Source organism: Streptomyces sp. NPDC025784 (assembly GCF_055558435.1).
Genome location: NZ_JBVHMN010000001.1, coordinates 693,491 through 711,622 on the forward strand (window position 1 = coordinate 693,491; position 18,132 = coordinate 711,622).

Below are 18,132 nucleotides of genomic sequence, written 5' to 3' on the forward strand. Positions count from 1 at the left end.
TGGACCGCGAGCACTGTCATGCCTACGACATTTCTTGCCAGCTCCACGGACACCTCGCCGTACCCCCACCCGGGAGGCCCGCATGATCCGCCGGAAACTCCGTCTGCTGGGCGCCGCACTCGCGACGGCCTGTCTCGCACAGCTCATGACCCTCGCCGGCGCGCCCGGCGCGTCCGCCGCCGACACCTGCGCCGTGAAGTCCCGCCCCACCGGGAAGGTCCTCCAGGGGTACTGGGAGAACTGGGACGGTTCGTCCAACGGCGTCCACCCGCCCTTCGGCTGGACCCCGATCACCGACTCCCGTATCGCCGCGCACGGCTACAACGTGATCAACGCCGCGTTCCCCGTCATCCGCTCGGACGGCACGGCGCTGTGGGAGGACGGCATGGACGCGGGCGTGAAGGTCGCGACGCCGGCGGAGATGTGCGCGGCCAAGGCGTCCGGGCAGACGATCCTGCTGTCGATCGGCGGCGCCGCCGCGGGCATCGACCTCAGCTCGTCCACGGTCGCCGACCGCTTCGTCGACACGATCGTGCCGATCCTGAAGAAGTACAACTTCGACGGCATCGACATCGACATCGAGACCGGTCTCGTCGGCAGCGGCAGCATCGGTCAGCCGTCCACGTCGCAGGCCAACCTGATCCGGATCATCGACGGCGTGCTGTCCCGGATGCCGTCGAACTTCGGCCTGACCATGGCGCCGGAGACCGCCTACGTCACGGGCGGCAGCATCACGTACGGGTCGATCTGGGGCGCGTACCTGCCGATCGTGAAGAAGTACGCGGACAACGGACGCCTGTGGTGGCTCAACATGCAGTACTACAACGGCAGCATGTACGGCTGCTCCGGCGACTCGTACTCCGCGGGCACCGTGCAGGGCTTCACCGCCCAGACCGACTGCCTGAACAAGGGGCTGGTCGTCCAGGGCACCACGATCAGGGTGCCCTACGACAAGCAGGTCCCGGGCCTGCCCGCCCAGTCGGGCGCGGGCGGCGGCTACATGTCGCCGAGCCTGGTGTCCCAGGCGTGGCGGCACTACGGCACGTCCCTCAAGGGCCTGATGACCTGGTCGATCAACTGGGACGGCTCGAAGAACTGGACGTTCGGCGACAACGTCAAGGCCCTTCAGGGGCGTTGAGCGACACGAGCCCCCGGTTCCGTGCGGAACCGGGGGCTCGTGTGCGCAGGGCGGGCGCGCGGCCCGGCGGCCGATCAGGCGCGGGGCGCGGTCAGCAGCCGATCAGACGCGCGGCGAGGTAGCCCTCGATCTGGTCGAGCGAGACGCGCTCCTGCTTCATCGAGTCGCGCTCGCGGACGGTGACGGCGTTGTCGTCCAGGGTGTCGAAGTCGACGGTGACGCAGAACGGCGTGCCGATCTCGTCCTGGCGACGGTAGCGGCGGCCGATGGCGCCGGCGTCGTCGAACTCGATGTTCCAGTGCTGGCGCAGCGCGGCCGCGAGGCCCTTGGCCTTCGGCGACAGCTCGGGGTTGCGGGAGAGCGGCAGCACGGCGACCTTGACCGGCGACAGGCGCGGGTCGAGGCGGAGCACGGTGCGCTTCTCCATCTTGCCCTTGGCGTTCGGCGCCTCGTCCTCGACGTAGGCGTCGAGGAGGAAGGCGAGCATGGCGCGGCCGACACCGGCGGCGGGCTCGATGACGAACGGGGTCCAGCGCTCGCCGGCTTCCTGGTCGAAGTACGACAGGTCCTGGCCGGAGGCCTTGGAGTGAGCGGAGAGGTCGTAGTCCGTACGGTTGGCGACGCCCTCCAGCTCACCCCACTCGTTGCCGCCGAACTGGAAGCGGTACTCGATGTCCGCGGTGCGCTTGGAGTAGTGGGAGAGCTTCTCCTGCGGGTGCTCGTACCACCGCATGTTCTCCTCGCGCAGGCCGAGGCCGGTGTACCAGTTCCAGCGCTCCTGCATCCAGTACTCCTGCCACTTCTCGTCCTCGCCCGGCTTGACGAAGAACTCCATCTCCATCTGCTCGAACTCGCGGGTGCGGAAGATGAAGTTGCCGGGCGTGATCTCGTTGCGGAAGGACTTGCCCATCTGCGCGATGCCGAACGGCGGCTTGCGGCGCGAGGTGGTCTGCACCTGGGAGAAGTTGGTGAAGATGCCCTGCGCGGTCTCGGGGCGCAGGTAGGCGACGGAGCCGCTGTCCTGCGTGGGGCCGAGGTGGGTGGACAGCAGGCCCGAGAACTGCTTGGGCTCGGTGAACTGGCCCTTGTTGCCGCAGTTGGGGCAGTTGATGTCCGCGAGACCGTTCTCCGGGAGGCGGTTGTGCTTCGCCTCGTAGGCCTCCTCCAGGTGGTCGGCGCGGAAGCGCTTGTGGCAGGAGGTGCACTCGGTGAGCGGGTCCGTGAAGGTGGCGACGTGACCCGACGCGACCCAGACCTCGGTGGCCAGGATCACCGACGAGTCGATACCGACGACGTCCTCACGGGAGGTGACCATGTAGCGCCACCACTGGCGCTTGATGTTCTCCTTGAGCTCGACGCCCAGCGGGCCGTAGTCCCAGGCGGCGCGCTGGCCGCCGTAGATCTCACTACAGGGGAAAACGAAGCCACGGCGCTTGCTCAGGCTGACGATGGTGTCGATCTTGTCGGCGGCCACGGTGCTCTCTTCATTACGAACGGAGATGGATGGGGGCGGCGCGGAGCGCCTCGGTGAGGGGTGGAGATCGGGAGACGGGCGGACGAATGCTTCAGGTTACCGGCGGGGCCCACCCCTGTATCAAATCGGTTCGCGGTCCCGGCCGCTTCCTGCCGCTTGCTGCTGTTTGATCCGCTCACCGGGGCTTCCGGAACCGCTCTCTCCAGGGTCCCCCCGGGGCCCGCCGGAGCGCTTGTTGACAACCGTTTCCAAGTTTGTTGAAAATGACTGTCATGAACGTACAGCGACGCCTCATATCCGGGACCGCCGTGGCCGCCGCCACCGTCCTCGGCCTCGGCACCCTCTCCGCCTGCTCCGGCTCGGCCTCCGCCGACGGCAAGGGCGGAGGGAAGCTCGACGTGGTGGCGTCGTTCTACCCGATGCAGTACCTCGCCGAGCAGATCGGCGGGACGCACGTGAACGTCACGACGCTGACCCAGCCCGGCCAGGAGCCGCACGACCTGGAGATCAGCGCGCGGCAGACCGCGCAGCTCCAGGAGGCGGACGCCGTCCTCTACCTGAAGAACCTCCAGCCGGCCGTCGACGACGCCGTGGCGCAGTCCGAGGTCGAGACCAAGATCGACGCCGCCTCGCTGACCTCCCTGGAGAAGCACGGCAACGAGGTCGGCGGGCACGCGGCGGCCCACGACCACAGCGAGGGCGAGGAGAGCGGCGGCAGCGACCCGCACATCTGGCTCGACCCGGTGAAGTACGCCGAGGTCGCCAAGGGCGTCGGCTCGGCCTTCGTGAAGGCCGACCCCGACCACGCGGCGGACTACCAGAAGAACACCGAGGCGCTGGTGAAGAAGCTGGACGCGCTGAACACCCGCTTCACGGACGGCCTGAAGAACACCAGGACCAAGGTCTTCATCACCACGCACGCCGCCTTCGGCTACCTCGCCGAGCGCTACGGCCTCACCGAGGAGGCCATCAACGGCCTGGACCCGGAGTCGGAGCCGAGCGCGAACCGGGTGAAGGGGCTGGAGGAGATGGCCCGCGCCGACGGCGTCACCACCGTGTTCTACGAAACCCTCGTGAGCGACAAGACGGCGCGCACCATCGCCGACGACGCCCACCTGAAGACGGACGTCCTCGACCCGGTCGAGGGCATCACCGACAAGTCCAGGGGCGACGACTACGTGCAGGTCATGGAGTCGAACCTGAAGGCGCTCCAGACGGCCCTGGGCGCCGAGTGACCGCCATGGAGGAAGCCTTGAGCGAGCCCGTCATATCCCTGCGCGGGGTGACCGCACGGCTGGGGTCGCGCCCGGTCCTGCGCGGCATCGACCTGGCCGTGCACCGCGGCGAGGTCGTCGCGCTGCTCGGCGCCAACGGCTCCGGCAAGTCGACCGCCGTGCGCAGCATCATCGGACAGGTCGGCGTCAGCGGCGGCGACATCGAGATCTTCGGCATCCCGCGGAACCGCTTCCGGGACTGGAAGCGCGTCGGGTACGTGCCGCAGCGCACCACGGCGGCCGGCGGCGTGCCCGCGACGGTCGCCGAGATCGTGGCGTCAGGCCGGCTGTCGCGCGCCCGCTTCGGCGTGCTGCGCAAGGCCGACCACGCGGCCGTACGGCGCGCCCTGGAGCTCGTCGGCATGGCCGACCGCGCCAAGGACCCCGTCGACGCGCTCTCCGGCGGCCAGCACCAGCGCGTGCTGATCGCCCGCGCGCTGGCCTCCGAACCCGAGCTGCTGATCATGGACGAGCCGATGGCGGGCGTCGACCTCGCCAGCCAGGAGGTGCTGGCCGCGACCCTGCGCGAGCAGGTCGCCCAGGGCGTCTCCGTCCTCCTCGTCCTGCACGAGCTGGGCCCGCTGGAGCCGCTGATCGACCGTGCGGTCGTGCTGCGCGACGGCTGCGTCCTGCACGACGGCCCGCCCCCGCGGGCGGTCGGCCAGCACGCGCTGCCCGGCCACGACCACGTACACCCGCACGCGGCCCACGACGCCGAACCGATCCGGACGGGACTGCTGAGCTGATGGAGATCCTCGACTACGCCTTCATGCAGCGGGCCCTGCTCGCCGCCGTCCTGGTGGGGATCACCGCGCCCGCCGTCGGCATCTACCTCGTGCAGCGCCGCCAGGCCCTGATGGGCGACGGCATCGGCCACGTCGCGATGACCGGAGTGGGCCTCGGCTTCCTCCTGTCGACCTCGCCGGTGTGGATGGCGACGGCCGTCTCGGTCCTCGGTGCCGTCCTGATGGAACTGATCCGCTGGTACGGCAGGACACGCGGCGACATCGCCCTCGCGATGCTGTTCTACGGCGGCATGGCGGGCGGCGTGATGTTCATCAACCTCGCGCCGGGCGGCTCGAACGCCAACCTGACCTCGTACCTCTTCGGCTCGCTGTCCACCGTCTCGGAGTCCGACGTGACGGCGATCTGCCTGCTCGCCGCGTTCGTCGTGCTCGTCACCCTGGGGCTGCGCCGTCAGCTGTTCGCGGTCAGCCAGGACGAGGAGTTCGCGCGGGTGACCGGCCTGCCGGTGCGCGCCCTGAACCTGCTGACCGCGGTCACGGCCGCGGTGACCGTGACGGTCGCCATGCGGGTGGTCGGACTGCTTCTGGTGAGCGCGCTGATGGTGGTCCCGGTGGCCGCCGCCCAGCAGCTCAGCCGCAGCTTCGCGGCCACCTTCGCCATCGCCGTGGCGATCGGGGTGAGCGTCACCATCGGCGGCACCGTGACGTCGTACTACCAGGACGTGCCGCCCGGCGCGACCATCGTGCTGCTGACGATCGGCGCGTTCATCGCGCTGACGGCGCTGGCGACTCCGCTGGCCCGCCGACGGGCCCGCGCGGCAGCGGCGGCGCAGGCCGAGGGCGACCCCGCGGAGTGTGCGATTCCGGCCACGCGGGGTGAACGGACGGACGTCGGCGTCTGACCGGGCACAGCCCGGACTGGCACAATGGCCGGGCAAGGGCAGACGTGAGGAGGCAACGGTGACAACCGCTGGATCGCCCGTTCGGGGCCGTTCCACCCGGCAGCGTGCCGCCGTGGCGGCGGCTCTCGACGAGGTCGACGAGTTCCGCAGCGCTCAGGAGCTCCACGACATGCTCAAGCACAAGGGTGACTCGGTCGGGCTCACCACCGTCTACCGCACCCTTCAGTCCCTCGCCGACGCGGGCGAGGTCGACGTCCTGCGCACCACCGAAGGCGAGTCCGTCTACCGCCGCTGCTCCTCGGGCGAGCACCACCACCACCTGGTGTGCCGCGTGTGCGGCAAGGCCGTCGAGGTCGAGGGCCCGGCCGTCGAGAAGTGGGCGGAGTCGATCGCGACGGAGCACGGCTACGTGAACGTCGCGCACACCGTGGAGATCTTCGGCACGTGCGCGGACTGCGCGCAGTGCCCGTCGTCCGAGGGCTGACGCCGTCCGGCGACTGCCGCCGGCCCTGACACCGGGGCCGGACGGGCTTCGGGCGGGATCCGGACCGCCGTCGAAGGGCGGGCCGGTCAGACGCGGGTGAGGTTGCGGTCGAGGATCGAGCGCAACCTCTCGACGTCCAGGGGGCTGCCGGCCCCCCGCTTCGGCAGCAGGATCGAGGCGGGCGCCTTGGGCCCGGAACCCAGCAGGACGAAGGAGCGGCGCGTCTCCGCGTAGCGGGCCATCCGCGGCCAGCCGGTCAGTCGGCTGCCCTGCCGGTGCGTGACCCGCACTCCCCACGCGTCCACGACGGCCCGGTACTCGCCCCGGGCGGCGGCGCGCCGCTGGACGAGCCGGGCCTGCCACCACGGCAGCACCCCGAGGCCCAGCACGGCCGCACCGAGCATCACGGCCACCCTGGGATCGGCGGAGGCCCCGAGAGTCATCGGCAGCACCCCGACGAGCACCCCGAGAACGCCGGAGGCGAGCAGGAGGCGCCGGCCCCAGCGCCCGGCGGTCGAGGCGTTCTCCGCGACGCGCAGCGCCTCACGGAACTCCCCGGCCGTGGCCCGGTACACCAGCTCGACGCGCTCCCCCTCGTCCATCGGCGTCAGACGCCCTCGGCGTCGGGCCGCCCCTTCATGGCCGCCTCCATCGCGATGAGCTCCTCGTTCGGGACGGCGCCGCCGAAGCGGCGGTCGCGCGAGGCGTATTCGACGCAGGCGCGCCACAGGTCACGCCGGTCGAAGTCGGGCCACAGCACGTCCTGGAAGACCATCTCGGCGTACGCGCTCTGCCAGAGAAGGTAGTTGGAGGTGCGCTGCTCGCCGCTGGGCCGCAGGAACAGGTCCACGTCCGGCATGTCCGGGTAGTAGAGGTACTTCGCGAACGTCTTCTCGGTGACCTTCGACGGGTCGAGCCGTCCGGCCTTCACGTCCTCCGCCATGGCCTGCGCCGCGTCGGCGATCTCGGCGCGGCCACCGTAGTTCATGCAGAAGTACAGCGTGAGCCGGTCGTTGTCCTTCGTCTGCTCCTGGGAGATCTGGAGCTCCTTGGCGACGGACTTCCACAGCTTGGGCATCCGGCCCACCCAGCGCACCCGGATGCCGAGGTCGTCGAGCTGGTCGCGGGTCTTGCGGATGAAGTCGCGGTTGAAGTTCATCAGGAAGCGCACCTCGTCCGGCGAGCGCTTCCAGTTCTCCGTGGAGAAGGCGTACAGCGAGATCGCCCCGACGCCCATCTCGATCGCGCCCTGGAGCACGTCCACCACACGCTCGGCGCCGACCTTGTGCCCCTCGGTGCGCGGCAGTCCGCGCTCCTTGGCCCACCGGCCGTTCCCGTCCATGACGATCGCCACATGGCCCGGGACCAGTTCACCGGGGAGCTTCGGCGCGCGGGCGCCTGAGGGGTGTGGTTCGGGCGACTGGTACTCGCGGCGCTGGCGTCCCAGGATCCCGCGTACGGCCATGTGCTTCTCGTCTCCTCTTGCTGCTTGCGCTTGCTGTCACTGCTTCTCGACGTACCGAAGGGAACGCAGTCCGCGCTCCAAGTGCCAGTGCAGATAGGCCGACACCAGCCCGCTGCCCTCCCTGACGTACCGCGGCTCGCTCGCGTCCGCGGTCTCCCAGTCTCCCGTGAGCAGCGCCCCGAGCAGTTCCAGGGCCTGAGCCGAGGGTACGACGCTGCCGGGCACCCGGCAGTCGACGCAGACGGAACCTCCCGCCGCGACCGAGAAGAACCGGTTCGGACCCGGCATGCCGCACTTCGCGCAGTCGCCGAAGCTCGGCGCGTAGCCGTTCACCGCGAGGGAGCGCAGCAGGAAGGCGTCCAGGACGAGGTGCGGCTCGTGCTCGCCGCGGGCGAGCGTGCGCAGCCCGCCGACCAGCAGCAGGTACTGCTGCACGGCCGGCTCCCCCTCGTGGTCGGTGAACCGCTCGGCGGTCTCCAGCATGGCCGTGCCCGCGGTGTAGCGCGCATAGTCGGTGACGATCCCGCCACCGTACGGAGCGATCGTCTCGCTCTGCGTGCACAGCGGCAGCCCGCGCCCGACGAGTTCACTGCCCCGCGCGAAGAACTGCACGTCGACGTGCGAGAAGGGCTCCAGCCTGGCGCCGAACTTCGACTTGGTGCGCCGGACGCCGCGGGCCACGGCACGTACCCGTCCGTGACCGCGGGTGAGCAGCGTGATGATCCGGTCCGCCTCACCCAGCTTCTGGGTGCGCAGCACGATGCCGTCGTCGCGGAACAGACTCATGGGCCCATTCTCCCGTACGGATTCAGCGTCCGTGGTCGGGGCGGCCGATCGCCTCCCAGGGAGCCATGTTCCAGGGGCTGGCCCGGTTCGCCGGGTCCAGGAGGGACTTCAGGTGCGCGTCGGACACGGCCTGCGGTGCCGGGAGGTCCTCGCCCCCGCGGCTTCGGAGGTTGTCGCGCCAGACCATGCGGCCCAGCAGGTAGTGGTCGGCGTACTCGGACCAGGAGGCGTACGACCGCACCACCGCCGGCACGATGTTCTTCAGCGCGGTCCACGCCTCGGACTCGCTCAGCATCCCCGCCGCGAACCCCCTGCGGGAGATGTCCACGTACAGTCCGGCGTCCCACGCCAGCGGTTCGACGCCGAGCCGCCGCCGGACGCCCGTGCGGTAGCCGGACCGCGCCAGGTCGTCGAGGCGGCCGACCAGCGCCTCGCGCGAGGTGATCTCCCACTGGTCGGCCAGCCAGCGCCGGGCCTTGTCGTCGTCGATGCGGGTGAACGGGTACAGGGTCGTCCGGGAGGCGTCCCGGTCCCGGCTCACCGGCGCACTCAGCGACACCATCCACAGCTGGTGCATGGTGAGCGGAACGGGGTATCTGCGCGTGACCTTCCGCCCGCGGCGGTTCCATATCGCCATGCGGCCGCACCCTACGTCACACGGTCTCCCTCCCCGCGGCCCCTGCGCCGCCCCTTCAAGGGACCTCACCGCGGCTGCGTGCGTTGGCGTAGGCCGTCGCCGCGCTGAGCCGCTCCGCGGCGGTGGCATCGCGGACCGCGTCCGGGTCGCAGTCCCACTCCCTCCCGCCGCCGACCGGTCTGAGCTGTACGTAGGGCCCCTCGTGCCCCATGACCAGGCCCACCCGTCCCGTGCGTGTGTCGACCGCGTACGAGCCGACCGGCGGCTGCTGCCGCGGCGGCCTCATCGCAGCGCCGCCGCGAGCCGGGCGGCGACCTCGGCGGAGCAGCCGCCCAGTTCGACGCGCGGGCACGGTGCCTCGCGGGCGAGGGATGCCGCGTCGAGCCGGAGTGACGGCAAGGTGATTCCCGCGTTCGCGAGTGCCATCCGCAATTCCCTCACTGTTTCCTCCGCCTCTTCGACGCAACGCGCCGAGTGCCGTCCGCCGAGTGGTCCGTGTTCTGCCGTCACCCTGCTGCCCTTCCCTTTCCGATTTCACTCTTCACATCTCGATGATGACGCCGTGCGCCTACACTCGGCAGGAGTCTGTGCACTGCAAGTACGCGGCAGTACAAGGGGGTTGGCCATGGCCAACGGTTCGCGGCAGGCGGCGTGGGAGTTCTTCGGGGCGGAGTTGAAAAGGCGTCGGGAGGATGCCGGGCTCACCCAGACGGAGTTGGGGGCACGCGTTTTCGTGTCCGGCGGATACATCGGCCAGTTCGAACAAGCGATTCGCAAACCCCAGTTGGACGTCGCCCAGCGAATCGACGAAACCCTGCAAACCGAGGGTTTTTTCGAACGCACATGGCGGAAACTCATTGACGACAAGCGGTACGCGGAATACTTCGCGGAGGTCGTCGAACTGGAGCGGACGGCGACGAAGATCTGCGAGTTCGCCCCGACGCTCGTGCCGGGGCTTCTCCAGACCGCCGCGTACGCGAGTGCGGTCACACTGGCCAACAACCCATTCGCCGCCGACGACTACGTCGAGGAGAGGGTGACCGCTCGCCTGGAGCGCTCACGCATCCTTGCGGACGCCGCACGGCCCGAGTACTGGATCGTGCTTCACGAGAACGTGCTGCGTATCCCCATCGGCGGCAGGCAGTCGATGGCCGGGCAGCTCCGGCACGTCATGGAGGCGGTGCGACAGCACAAGGCGCTGGTTCAGGTGCTCCCCTACGAGCACGGGGCGCATGCCGCCATGCTCGGGATGCTGAAGCTCATGGAGTTCGACGACGCTCCGCCAACCGCCTATACAGAGACCTCGTTTTCGGGGACTCTCGTCGATGATCCGGCGGTGGTGAAGCGTACGCAGCGAGCATACGATCTGCTCAGGGCCGCCGCGCTGTCGCCGAAGGCGTCCCTGGCTCGCATCGACGGCTGAGGACTACAGACGATGCACGAGTACGACCTGAGCAACGCCCGCTGGCGCAAGAGCAGCTACAGCAACGGCGAGGGCGGCGACTGCGTCGAGGTGGCCGCCGGAGTCCCCGGTGTCGTCCCCGTCCGGGACAGCAAGGTCCCGGACGGCCCCGCTCTGGTCTTCCCGTCAGCCGCCTGGGCGGACTTCGCGGCTCATCAGGCGACCCTGTCCAGGCCGGCCCGCACGGACTGCTGAGTGCCGTCGCGCTTGGTCGACCGGTAGGCGAAGTCCACGGTGTCGCCGGGCCGCAGCGTGAGGGTGATGCGGCCGTTCTTCACGCAGTTGCCCGACTGGATGTCCTCCCCGAGCGTCAGACGGTCACTGCCGCCGACCGCGGTCAGCGTGACGACGCCGTAGCAGTCGGAGGACTCCATGGCGTAGTGGATGCTGCCGACCTGTTCCCGCGGGGAGCCCTGGTTCAGCTCCAGGGTGACCCGGTAGTGATCGGTCTCCGAGGCGTCGAGTTCCTCGGCGTACCCCTGCCAGCGCCCGAGGAACGCCTCCGGCATGCCGGCGAGCGCCGGGGCCGCCGACGGCGTGGTGGGCGTCACGGACGGGGTGGGCGTCGCGGACGGACCGGTGGGACCGGGGGTCCCCGGCGAGCTGGACGTACCGGAGCTGCCGGGTGCGCCGGACGCGCCGGACGTGGGCGACTCGCCGCTGACCGTCGAGCCGGCATCGCGCCGGTCCGAGTCCCCGCTGAGCTGCACGAACAGTCCGATCAGGGCCGCCACGATAGTGGCGGCGGCACCGATGAGGGCCACGACGAGCGCGGTGCGGTGGGAGTCCCCCGGTCCTGCGGCCGGGCTCCCCTGGTGCGGCGGACGCTGCCGCCTCGCGTAGGGGTCCGTCGGGGACTGCGGTGTGGTCATGGAGCGGCCTCGGGTCCGTAGTTCGGCGGAAGATCAGGCCATATTGCCGCCCGGACCCGTGACTTGTGCGACTTTCACCCAAATCTACGGAATAGATCATGCTGAATCGATTCGTCCCCCGAGGCTGCGGTCATCGGCCCACGGCCCCGGCCGTTGGTCAGGGCTGTCAGGGCCCGTCAGGCGGAGTTCGTCCGATCCGTGCCGGCATGAGCCTCAAGCGCCGCTGGTCGCAGCTGAGTTACCTGCGACGCCCTCGCCAACGTCCCACAGCTCCGCGAACCGCTTGATCCGCTGCCTGACATGGTCCTCGCGCGCGTTCAGCGTGGTCTTGGCGTTCATCTGCAGCAGGTCCGGCTCGACTTCGTAGCAGAGCTCGTCGTCGAAGATGACGAAGTCGTGCGTCGTACCGCGTCGTACTCTCAGCGGGAGTTCGGAGACGGTCACCACCCGCGTCTCGATGCCGATGTCACTCTGCGACTCGCACAGCCGGCGCAGATCGTTGTCGACGTGCTCCGGCCTCTGGACGATGAACAGTCGCCGAATACCCATCCCGCGCTGCTGCATCGCATCCGCCTGAGCCTGCAGATAGCGCAGCGCGGGCTCGCTGTTCCAGTAGTCACGCTCCGCGAAGCTGCTGGTGGCGTCCATCGTGACCTTGGCGCACTTCGTGAGGGCCATGAGCCAGTCGTGGTTCTCCCCGGGGCAGTCGGTACTCAGCGAGGTGAGGTTCTCCATCATCGACGCGAGGCGTTCGATCTCCTCGTGCGCGAAGTCGCTCACCAGGCCGTGGCCCAACGAGGTGACACGCGTGGCGCTCCGGGCCAATCGCGGTACCCCGTCGGAGCGCAGTACCGATCGGTCGAGCTCGCAGAAGAGTTCGGTCGCTTCGCTGATGTCGGCGAATTTCTGGTCCACCAAGGTCTGCATCTCACCGTGATGGGCGGTCAGTCGGTCCACGACGTCATCCGCGTGGGTGCGTTGACCGCCCACCACCTGGGTCAGCCGCCGCTCGAACTCGATCATGTACTGAACGATCAGGGTCGCGCCGCCGATCACGACGGACACAGCGATCTGCCACAGCTTGTCCTGCTCCTGGTCGATCAGATTGGTGATCACATAGGCGATCGTGGCCACGATGGCGGTGACCAGTGTCTTCAGCAGGACCGGCGGTATGCGCAGGCCCTCCGCGGACGCCGAACCCGGTGCCGGTGTCGACGCCCCTGACGATCCGTCCATTCCTGTGTCTCCCCCGCCGGGATCGATACTGGGATAGCTCCGGTCAACGCGATGCCAGCGCTTCGCGCAGCAACGGTATTGCCTGGAGGGCCAGTTGGTCTCTGATGCGCTGCACCGAGGTCTGCCACTGGCGGCTGAATCCGGGCTCCCGTTCCAACACCTCCCACAGGGGGCTCAGGCTCCGGTCCACGCGTGCCGTCGGCATCCACAGGTGCAGCAGGTGATCGACGGCCGGCCGCAGCGCCAGCACCGCCGCGGCCCCGCCCGCCGCTCCGAGGCGACTGGTGTCCAGCATCCGCACGACCGTCGTCAGCAGCCAGTCGTGCAGCGCCAGATCCTCACACAGACCCGCGACCGCCGAGGCCTCCTGCGCCGCGGGGACGCGTAGTTCGACGGTGCGCAGCTGGTCCTCGGCGAGAGTGAAGCGGGTGATCGAGGGGCCTTCGCCGTCCGGGGCGCGCCGCGCCACCCAGCGAAGGCGAGTGCCCGCGCATTTGAAGGGGGCGTTCTGGTCGAGCAACGGGTGTCTACGGAGTTGGCCGAGCAGACCCTCAGCTATCAGGCCGAGATCCAGGTCCCCCTTCTGCGGTCCCCTCAGCGCCCCCTTCGCCACGGCCTGCTCCGGCAGTTTCCCGAAGGGCTCGAGAAGGCCCGGGCGCACCAGGTAGTGGCCCCATGGCTGTCGCCGGTCGGGGCCCGCGGCCGGCGCTCCGAAGTACGCGGTGGCCTGGAGGACACGCCCTTCGGTCAGCACGGCGCGAGCGGCCACGGTGCCGACCACGCGGACCTTCGCTCCGTCGACGGCGGGCAGCCGGCAGTCCACGCCCGTCAGCGTGTCCGGCGAGAGCGCGTACAGCTGGGGGCGCTCGGAGACGCGTACCCGCTCGTCGGCACGCAGTTGCAGGAAATGGGCCGCGGCCCGGGAGTCCAGCGGCTGGAAGGAGGGCAGCAGACCGGTGCGTACTTCGCCGCACGTCAACACGACGGTCGCCGCGTCCGTCGGGGGCCGCATGTCACAACCCCCGGTAGAAGACGTACGCGACGCGGTCCGCGACGGCGTCCGGCACTGACGCGCCCTCGCGCCGGGAGCGCTCGGTGATCTGCCGCAGGGCCCCGCTGTCCACGTCCGTCTGATCGAGGACGACGCGCACCGCGTGCTCGACGGGCAGGAACCGGGCGGGCAGCACGGAACAGGTGCGGTAGGCGCTGAACGGTGCCGCGGCGGTGTTGAGCTGGAGCAGCGGGGGCATGTCGTCCCACTCACGGGGGAAGGTGCCGGAGTTCCACGGGCGCGGGCTGAGCACGGGCTCGCCCTCGTTGCGGAGCAGGCCGAGCCTGGCCAGCTGCCAGACCGCCGCGAGGAAGGGGCAGGCCCAGGTACGGCGCCCGTCCTTGTCGTGGTCCCACAGTTCGACGTCGAGGTAGATCGAGTGGCGTCTGGCGGCCGTCTCGCGAGGCGGCTGCCACTCCGCGGCGGCCGACATCGCCCGAGAGATCCTGGAGCGCTGGACGCGTTCGCCGTTGGCGAGCCAGCCGGTCTCGCTGACGGGCGGTCGGAGACCGTAGGTGCCGGGTGGCGGCGATTCGACGAGGCGCTGGGCGATGGACTCGGCCAGCGGAACCTTGTCCGCTACGGCGCATCCCGACTCCCGGGCCAGGTAGTCGATGACCAGTCCGGCTCGCGCGGCCTCTCCGAGCACCAGCGGGACGAGTTCGGCGGGCGACGAGAAGCGGGTGAAGTAGTCGTCGATCAGGAAGCAGGTGCTGATCCGGGGCGTCCTGCCCCGGATTCCGACGGCCGCGTCCGCGCGAGCCGCGTCCACCCAGGGCCGTACCCGCTCGAAGTGCTGTCGCAGGCGTTCGGGCCCGCCTTCGATGTCCTCCATGTAGAGGTGGCCCAGCTCCAGGGAGAGGTGCGAGAGCGGCACGGACCGTGTGCTGGGCTCCGCGGTGGTCTCCCGGAAGACGTGCTCGGTCACAGCTGCCCCCAGTACGTGTCGTCGGTCAGTCGTCGGGCCAGCTCCGTGAAGGCTTCCAGGGTCTCCTTGTTGGCGATCTGGGTGGAGACGACGTCCGCGTCGGTGATGAGCTGTTCCCTCCATTGCAGGACGGGTTCCAGCGGGACGGTGCCGAGCACCCTGCTGTCGCCGATGCCCAGCTCGGCGGCCAGTCGCCGTAACGTCTCGTCGCACGCGCGCATCCAGGCGGACTGTGCGGGAGACACATGGGACCACAACGGCGAATCGGGATCGGGCACCGCGGCCCGGACGAAGCGGATGGCGTCGCGCAGCACGGCCTTGTCGTGTCCCCGGTCCGCCCCTGCCTCCAGGATGCCGAACTCCTTGAACACCAGTCCGTGCACGGCCATCACATGCTGTCGGGTCCAGCGGTGGAAGACCAGCCACCGGGTCTCGACACCGCGCATCTCCGGTCGCGCGGTCACTTCGAGAGCCATGTCCACCGCGTAGCTGCGGCCGGCGCTCAGGTCCACGATGATCAGGTCGAACTCGCTGTTCAGCCGGAGCAGAAGATCCACGCAGCGCTGGACGACCTCGTGGTCCGTGGCGAACTCGCCGCCACCGCCGTCCCCGGGGAGCAGAACGAGGCGGCCCGCTCCGTTGGGCTTGTGTCGCAGGACCGCGTGCTCGGTGAGTCTCCAGACATCCAGGCGGAGTGGTTCGCCGGTGTGCCCTGTCAGATAGGCGTGCAGACCGTCACCACGCGGCGCTCCGGGTAGGTCGAAGACGGCGACGGCGGTGGGCGAGCCGAAGTCGAAGTCCAGGTAGCACACTTCGTCCCCGGCCAGTGCCCGCTGATAGGCGAGGTTCGCGCTGGTGACGGAACGGCCGGTGCCTCCCTTGTCGGAGGCGGCGAAGACGATCACCGTTCAGACCCCCTGACCGTCGTGCCTGGCCTGCGCCAAGGCGTCGAGTTCGCTGAGCACCGACACGGTCAACGCGTAGGCTGTGCCCGGCTGTTCATGAAGAAGCCGGTCTGCGCGGCGCAGTGCGACTTCGGCTCGTTTCAGCGCCCTGCCCCTCTGGCCGTCGGCGGTCGGCTCCGCCTGGAGCTGCTCGCGTCCCAGAAGATGAGTGGCCTCATTGAGCAACGCGCTCGCCGATGCGGCGAGTTCGGCGCTGCGGATCGGGTTCTGCTCGTACAGGTGATGCGCGGCGACCATGCATTCTGTGACGCGCTCCGTGACGGCCCACGACGGAGGGCGTTCCCGATCCGGTGCGTCCGAGTAGACGGCCTGGACGTCGTCCCACAGTCCCGGTCCCTCGCCCCCCGTCATGCGGCGCTGCCACACGTGCTCGAAGACGTGCTCCGCGAGCCGCACCAGCCGGTCGTACGCGGGCAGGTTGCGGGACAAAGCGCAGAGCTGGATCGTCCGTTTGAGCAGTTGGGCCGAGAAGTCGGTCATCGTCCATCTCATCGAGGGCCCCAGGGCCTCGCTACCGTCCAGGGGCAGTGCGACTCCGGGTCGATGAAGTGCGAGGGCCGCGTCCTCACGGGTCATGCGCGCGGTGATGCGGCCGCGGTCCGCGAGACGCTCCATCACGGCGACGGTGCGGGTGAGGTCCTCGTCGGTGGCCCGGCGGCGCACCAGGTCCTGGACGAGGATGGCGGCGACCGAGAGCGAGAAGTAGGGGGACTCCAGCTGCAGGCCCGTCGTGCGCCACGGGATGTCCTCCAGTGGCCAGCACTCGTCGGTGAAGCGGGCGATACCCGACCAGTACTGCTGGGTGATCTCCCAGCGCAGTCGGAGGGCTTCGGCGAGCTTCTGCTGTTCCCAGTCGAGCAGGCCGAGGGTGAGGGTACGGTCCGAGAACAGGTCCTGGATGCCGTCGAGGGCCACGACAGTGAAGTAGAGATGCGGTACGGGGGCCGCGATGCCCTGCGGTTGACTGCCGATGTCTGCGTCCACCTCCACCCAGGGCGCGTCCCTGACCAGGCTCCAGGCCCAGCCGCACTCGAAGAGCATGCCTTCGTCACGAAGAGCTTCCTGCACGTCGATGCCCAGGAAGAGACCTTCACCGAGAGTGGTGCGGAGTGCCCCGAAACGGCGCCGGAACTCCTGCGGGACGAGGCGCGCGGGCAACTGCCCCTGGCCGAGGAGTTCACAGAGAGCGCCCCCCTCGGACGACCCCTCGTCGAAGACCTTGACGGTGAAGGAACGCAACAGGCCGACCATCGCGGCGGTGAGCCGCCTGCCGCACGCGTTCCGGAGCTCCGCGATCAGGTGCAGCACGTCTCTGCGGGCTGTGTTCGTCTCGTACACCTTGAGGAAGCCGAGGGTGGCGAGGCAGAGGGTGACGGACATCGAGTAGGAGTCCACCACCTCGGCATCCTGCTGTTCGGCGGTGAGCTGCCGGCCAGGGTCCTCGGGCGCGAAGTAGTGGCCGCCGGCGAACGTGGGCCTGCCGTCATGGCCGGTGTGCGCGTGCATGAAGTCGGCGACGGCCCCGATCAGGAGGGCGGGGATCTCCGTCCGTCCACCGGCGCCGCCCAGGGCCCGCACCACGTCGTCCTGTGTGAGATCCGGGGTGTCCAGGCGGAATCCCGGGATCTCGGTGGCCGGATACATGAGGCAGAGCAACCGCTCCGCATCGGCCACACTACTGAGACCGCCCCACTCGCCCCAGGACCATTCACCCCCGTCGAAGGAATTCCGAGCCGTCGCACGCCATATGTCCAACAGGTGCTGTCGCGGCTTGATCCGCATCCCCATCCCCCCTCAGAGATGACGTCATCCCGCCGAATCCGTCACGCAGGCGTCAGGATCACGCAGGCCCCAGGCCACGATCATTCCCGAGTATCCCTCGCGCACCACATTCGGTTGCCCGATATGACGTATCTCCAGTTTTCCCGCGTATCCCTCAATGCACTCCCGCACGTCCGCTTCACTGATGTCACACGCGGGGAAGTACCAGTCCCCCACGTCGTATCCCCGGGAATGTTCCATGAAAGCGGCCGCGAAGGGCGCTCCGGGGACCAGGGCACGCATGAAGCTCTCCACCCCTCGCCGGAACTCTTCGTGGGAGGTGGACAGTGACTCGGCCACGAAGAACATGGTGCCCATGGACCAGCGCCCCCGGCGACCGGCCAGGTCGAAGAGGTCGCCCTGTTCGACCCGTGCGGCCTGCCGGAACCGCACGCGCGGGTCGTATCCCAGCGCGGTGTACGACTCGTCCTCGCACAGGACGTCCCAGAACTGATCCCAGTTCGCGTCGTACTCTGCCACCTGGCTTTTCAGGTAGACCACGTTCGCGGCCGAACGGTCCAGCAACGTGATCTCTTCGCACCACGGAAGCATGGACAGGGCGGGATAGAGATTGGCCCCGGCACCCACGTCGATTCCCGCGATCCGGCGGCCCGGATTTCTACGGAAGTGATCGGAGAAATGGCGCCGGACGATGGAAACGATCTCCTGGTCCTCATCAAGCATGTGGCGGTAGTTGTGATCAATGTAGGCGGCGGGGTCGAACGTGTCCCAGGCGACGTCCGCATTCAGTTGATCAATACCGTCCCCCGGCGATCTCGAATCCATGCCACAAGGTATCAACCACGTGGGGGAACCGGACGTCCTTCAGGCATGATCCGAATCGTCACACGATGCATGGGGGGCGCACTGGGGCAGTCAGGAATACAATTG

20 protein-coding genes and 1 pseudogene are annotated in these 18,132 nt (G+C 69.3%); 7 read left to right on the forward strand and 14 right to left on the reverse strand.

Going from position 1 to position 18,132, the window contains the following annotated elements; genetic code table 11:
- The first annotated feature begins 82 nt into the window (after positions 1-82).
- Complete coding sequence (locus tag ACZ4IF_RS03030) at positions 83-1,138, forward strand: chitinase (RefSeq protein ID WP_467559010.1); 1,056 nt, start codon at positions 83-85, stop codon at positions 1,136-1,138.
- 91 nt (positions 1,139-1,229) lie between these two features.
- On the opposite strand, the gene ACZ4IF_RS03035 is transcribed toward ACZ4IF_RS03030, so the two are convergent.
- A complete protein-coding gene (locus ACZ4IF_RS03035; RefSeq protein WP_359487434.1) occupies positions 1,230-2,612 on the reverse strand; it encodes a glycine--tRNA ligase in 1,383 nt (460 codons plus the stop codon).
- Between the two features lie 272 nt (positions 2,613-2,884).
- On the opposite strand from ACZ4IF_RS03035, the gene ACZ4IF_RS03040 reads away from it, so the two are divergent.
- Genes ACZ4IF_RS03040 through ACZ4IF_RS03055 form a run of 4 tightly spaced genes read left to right on the forward strand, consistent with a single transcriptional unit; the run spans position 2,885 to position 6,018 of the window.
- Entirely contained in the window at positions 2,885-3,847 is a 963-nt protein-coding gene (locus tag ACZ4IF_RS03040; RefSeq protein ID WP_467559013.1) for a metal ABC transporter solute-binding protein, Zn/Mn family, read from the forward strand.
- A 5-nt stretch (positions 3,848-3,852) separates the two neighbouring features.
- Positions 3,853-4,632: a metal ABC transporter ATP-binding protein gene (locus ACZ4IF_RS03045; RefSeq protein ID WP_467559015.1), complete on the forward strand. Its 780-nt coding sequence runs from the start codon at positions 3,853-3,855 to the stop codon at positions 4,630-4,632.
- Positions 4,632-5,534, forward strand: coding sequence for a metal ABC transporter permease (locus ACZ4IF_RS03050; protein ID WP_359487428.1), 903 nt, complete (start codon positions 4,632-4,634; stop codon positions 5,532-5,534). The genes ACZ4IF_RS03045 and ACZ4IF_RS03050 overlap by 1 nt, the downstream gene beginning before the upstream one ends.
- A 58-nt stretch (positions 5,535-5,592) precedes the next feature.
- Complete coding sequence (locus ACZ4IF_RS03055; protein ID WP_467559017.1) at positions 5,593-6,018, forward strand: Fur family transcriptional regulator; 426 nt, start codon at positions 5,593-5,595, stop codon at positions 6,016-6,018.
- Between the two features lie 86 nt (positions 6,019-6,104).
- Here ACZ4IF_RS03055 and ACZ4IF_RS03060 read toward each other — a convergent pair whose 3' ends face one another.
- The 6 genes from ACZ4IF_RS03060 to ACZ4IF_RS03085 are packed head-to-tail and all read right to left on the reverse strand — an operon-like array spanning position 6,105 to position 9,332.
- A complete protein-coding gene (locus ACZ4IF_RS03060; RefSeq protein WP_467559019.1) occupies positions 6,105-6,620 on the reverse strand; it encodes a YcxB family protein in 516 nt (171 codons plus the stop codon).
- Between the two features lie 5 nt (positions 6,621-6,625).
- Positions 6,626-7,483: an isoprenyl transferase gene (locus tag ACZ4IF_RS03065; RefSeq protein WP_426680568.1), complete on the reverse strand. Its 858-nt coding sequence runs from the start codon at positions 7,481-7,483 to the stop codon at positions 6,626-6,628.
- 36 nt (positions 7,484-7,519) lie between these two features.
- On the reverse strand, positions 7,520-8,269 hold the full coding sequence (gene recO / locus ACZ4IF_RS03070; protein ID WP_095934181.1) for a DNA repair protein RecO: 750 nt from the start codon (positions 8,267-8,269) through the stop codon (positions 7,520-7,522).
- Positions 8,270-8,291: 22 nt separating this feature from the next.
- Positions 8,292-8,906: a DUF1266 domain-containing protein gene (locus ACZ4IF_RS03075; protein ID WP_467559022.1), complete on the reverse strand. Its 615-nt coding sequence runs from the start codon at positions 8,904-8,906 to the stop codon at positions 8,292-8,294.
- 55 nt (positions 8,907-8,961) lie between these two features.
- Positions 8,962-9,192, reverse strand: a complete 231-nt coding sequence (locus tag ACZ4IF_RS03080; protein WP_359487417.1) for a hypothetical protein — start codon at positions 9,190-9,192, stop codon at positions 8,962-8,964.
- Positions 9,189-9,332 carry a hypothetical protein gene (locus tag ACZ4IF_RS03085; RefSeq protein ID WP_179332407.1) on the reverse strand — a complete coding sequence of 48 codons (144 nt, stop codon included), beginning with the start codon at positions 9,330-9,332 and terminating at the stop codon, positions 9,189-9,191. Before ACZ4IF_RS03085 ends, ACZ4IF_RS03080 begins: the two co-directional genes overlap by 4 nt.
- A gap of 199 nt (positions 9,333-9,531) precedes the next feature.
- Between ACZ4IF_RS03085 and ACZ4IF_RS03090 the strand changes: the two are divergent.
- Positions 9,532-10,360, forward strand: a pseudogene (locus ACZ4IF_RS03090) (helix-turn-helix domain-containing protein).
- Complete coding sequence (locus ACZ4IF_RS03095; RefSeq protein ID WP_467559024.1) at positions 10,342-10,563, forward strand: DUF397 domain-containing protein; 222 nt, start codon at positions 10,342-10,344, stop codon at positions 10,561-10,563. The pseudogene ACZ4IF_RS03090 and the gene ACZ4IF_RS03095 overlap by 19 nt, the downstream one beginning before the upstream one ends.
- On the opposite strand, the gene ACZ4IF_RS03100 is transcribed toward ACZ4IF_RS03095, so the two are convergent.
- The 7 genes from ACZ4IF_RS03100 to ACZ4IF_RS03130 form a co-directional block, all read right to left on the reverse strand.
- Positions 10,524-11,240, reverse strand: coding sequence for a hypothetical protein (locus ACZ4IF_RS03100; protein ID WP_467559026.1), 717 nt, complete (start codon positions 11,238-11,240; stop codon positions 10,524-10,526). The two genes, ACZ4IF_RS03095 and ACZ4IF_RS03100, sit on opposite strands and share 40 nt — an antisense overlap.
- A 213-nt stretch (positions 11,241-11,453) precedes the next feature.
- Complete coding sequence (locus ACZ4IF_RS03105) at positions 11,454-12,476, reverse strand: DUF6879 family protein (RefSeq protein ID WP_467559028.1); 1,023 nt, start codon at positions 12,474-12,476, stop codon at positions 11,454-11,456.
- 43 nt (positions 12,477-12,519) lie between these two features.
- Positions 12,520-13,488 (reverse strand): SCO2521 family protein, encoded by a 969-nt coding sequence (locus tag ACZ4IF_RS03110; RefSeq protein WP_467559030.1) that lies wholly within the window; start codon positions 13,486-13,488, stop codon positions 12,520-12,522.
- 1 nt (position 13,489) lies between these two features.
- On the reverse strand, positions 13,490-14,455 hold the full coding sequence (locus ACZ4IF_RS03115; RefSeq protein WP_467559032.1) for an SCO2522 family protein: 966 nt from the start codon (positions 14,453-14,455) through the stop codon (positions 13,490-13,492).
- A complete protein-coding gene (locus tag ACZ4IF_RS03120) occupies positions 14,452-15,360 on the reverse strand; it encodes an SCO2523 family variant P-loop protein (protein WP_467559034.1) in 909 nt (302 codons plus the stop codon). The genes ACZ4IF_RS03115 and ACZ4IF_RS03120 overlap by 4 nt, the downstream gene beginning before the upstream one ends.
- 3 nt (positions 15,361-15,363) lie before the next feature.
- The gene (locus tag ACZ4IF_RS03125; RefSeq protein ID WP_467559036.1) at positions 15,364-17,202 is read right to left on the reverse strand and encodes an SCO2524 family protein; all 1,839 of its coding nucleotides are present in this window, start codon (positions 17,200-17,202) and stop codon (positions 15,364-15,366) included.
- A gap of 24 nt (positions 17,203-17,226) precedes the next feature.
- A complete protein-coding gene (locus ACZ4IF_RS03130) occupies positions 17,227-18,027 on the reverse strand; it encodes an SCO2525 family SAM-dependent methyltransferase (protein ID WP_467559038.1) in 801 nt (266 codons plus the stop codon).
- Positions 18,028-18,132 lie beyond the last annotated feature (105 nt).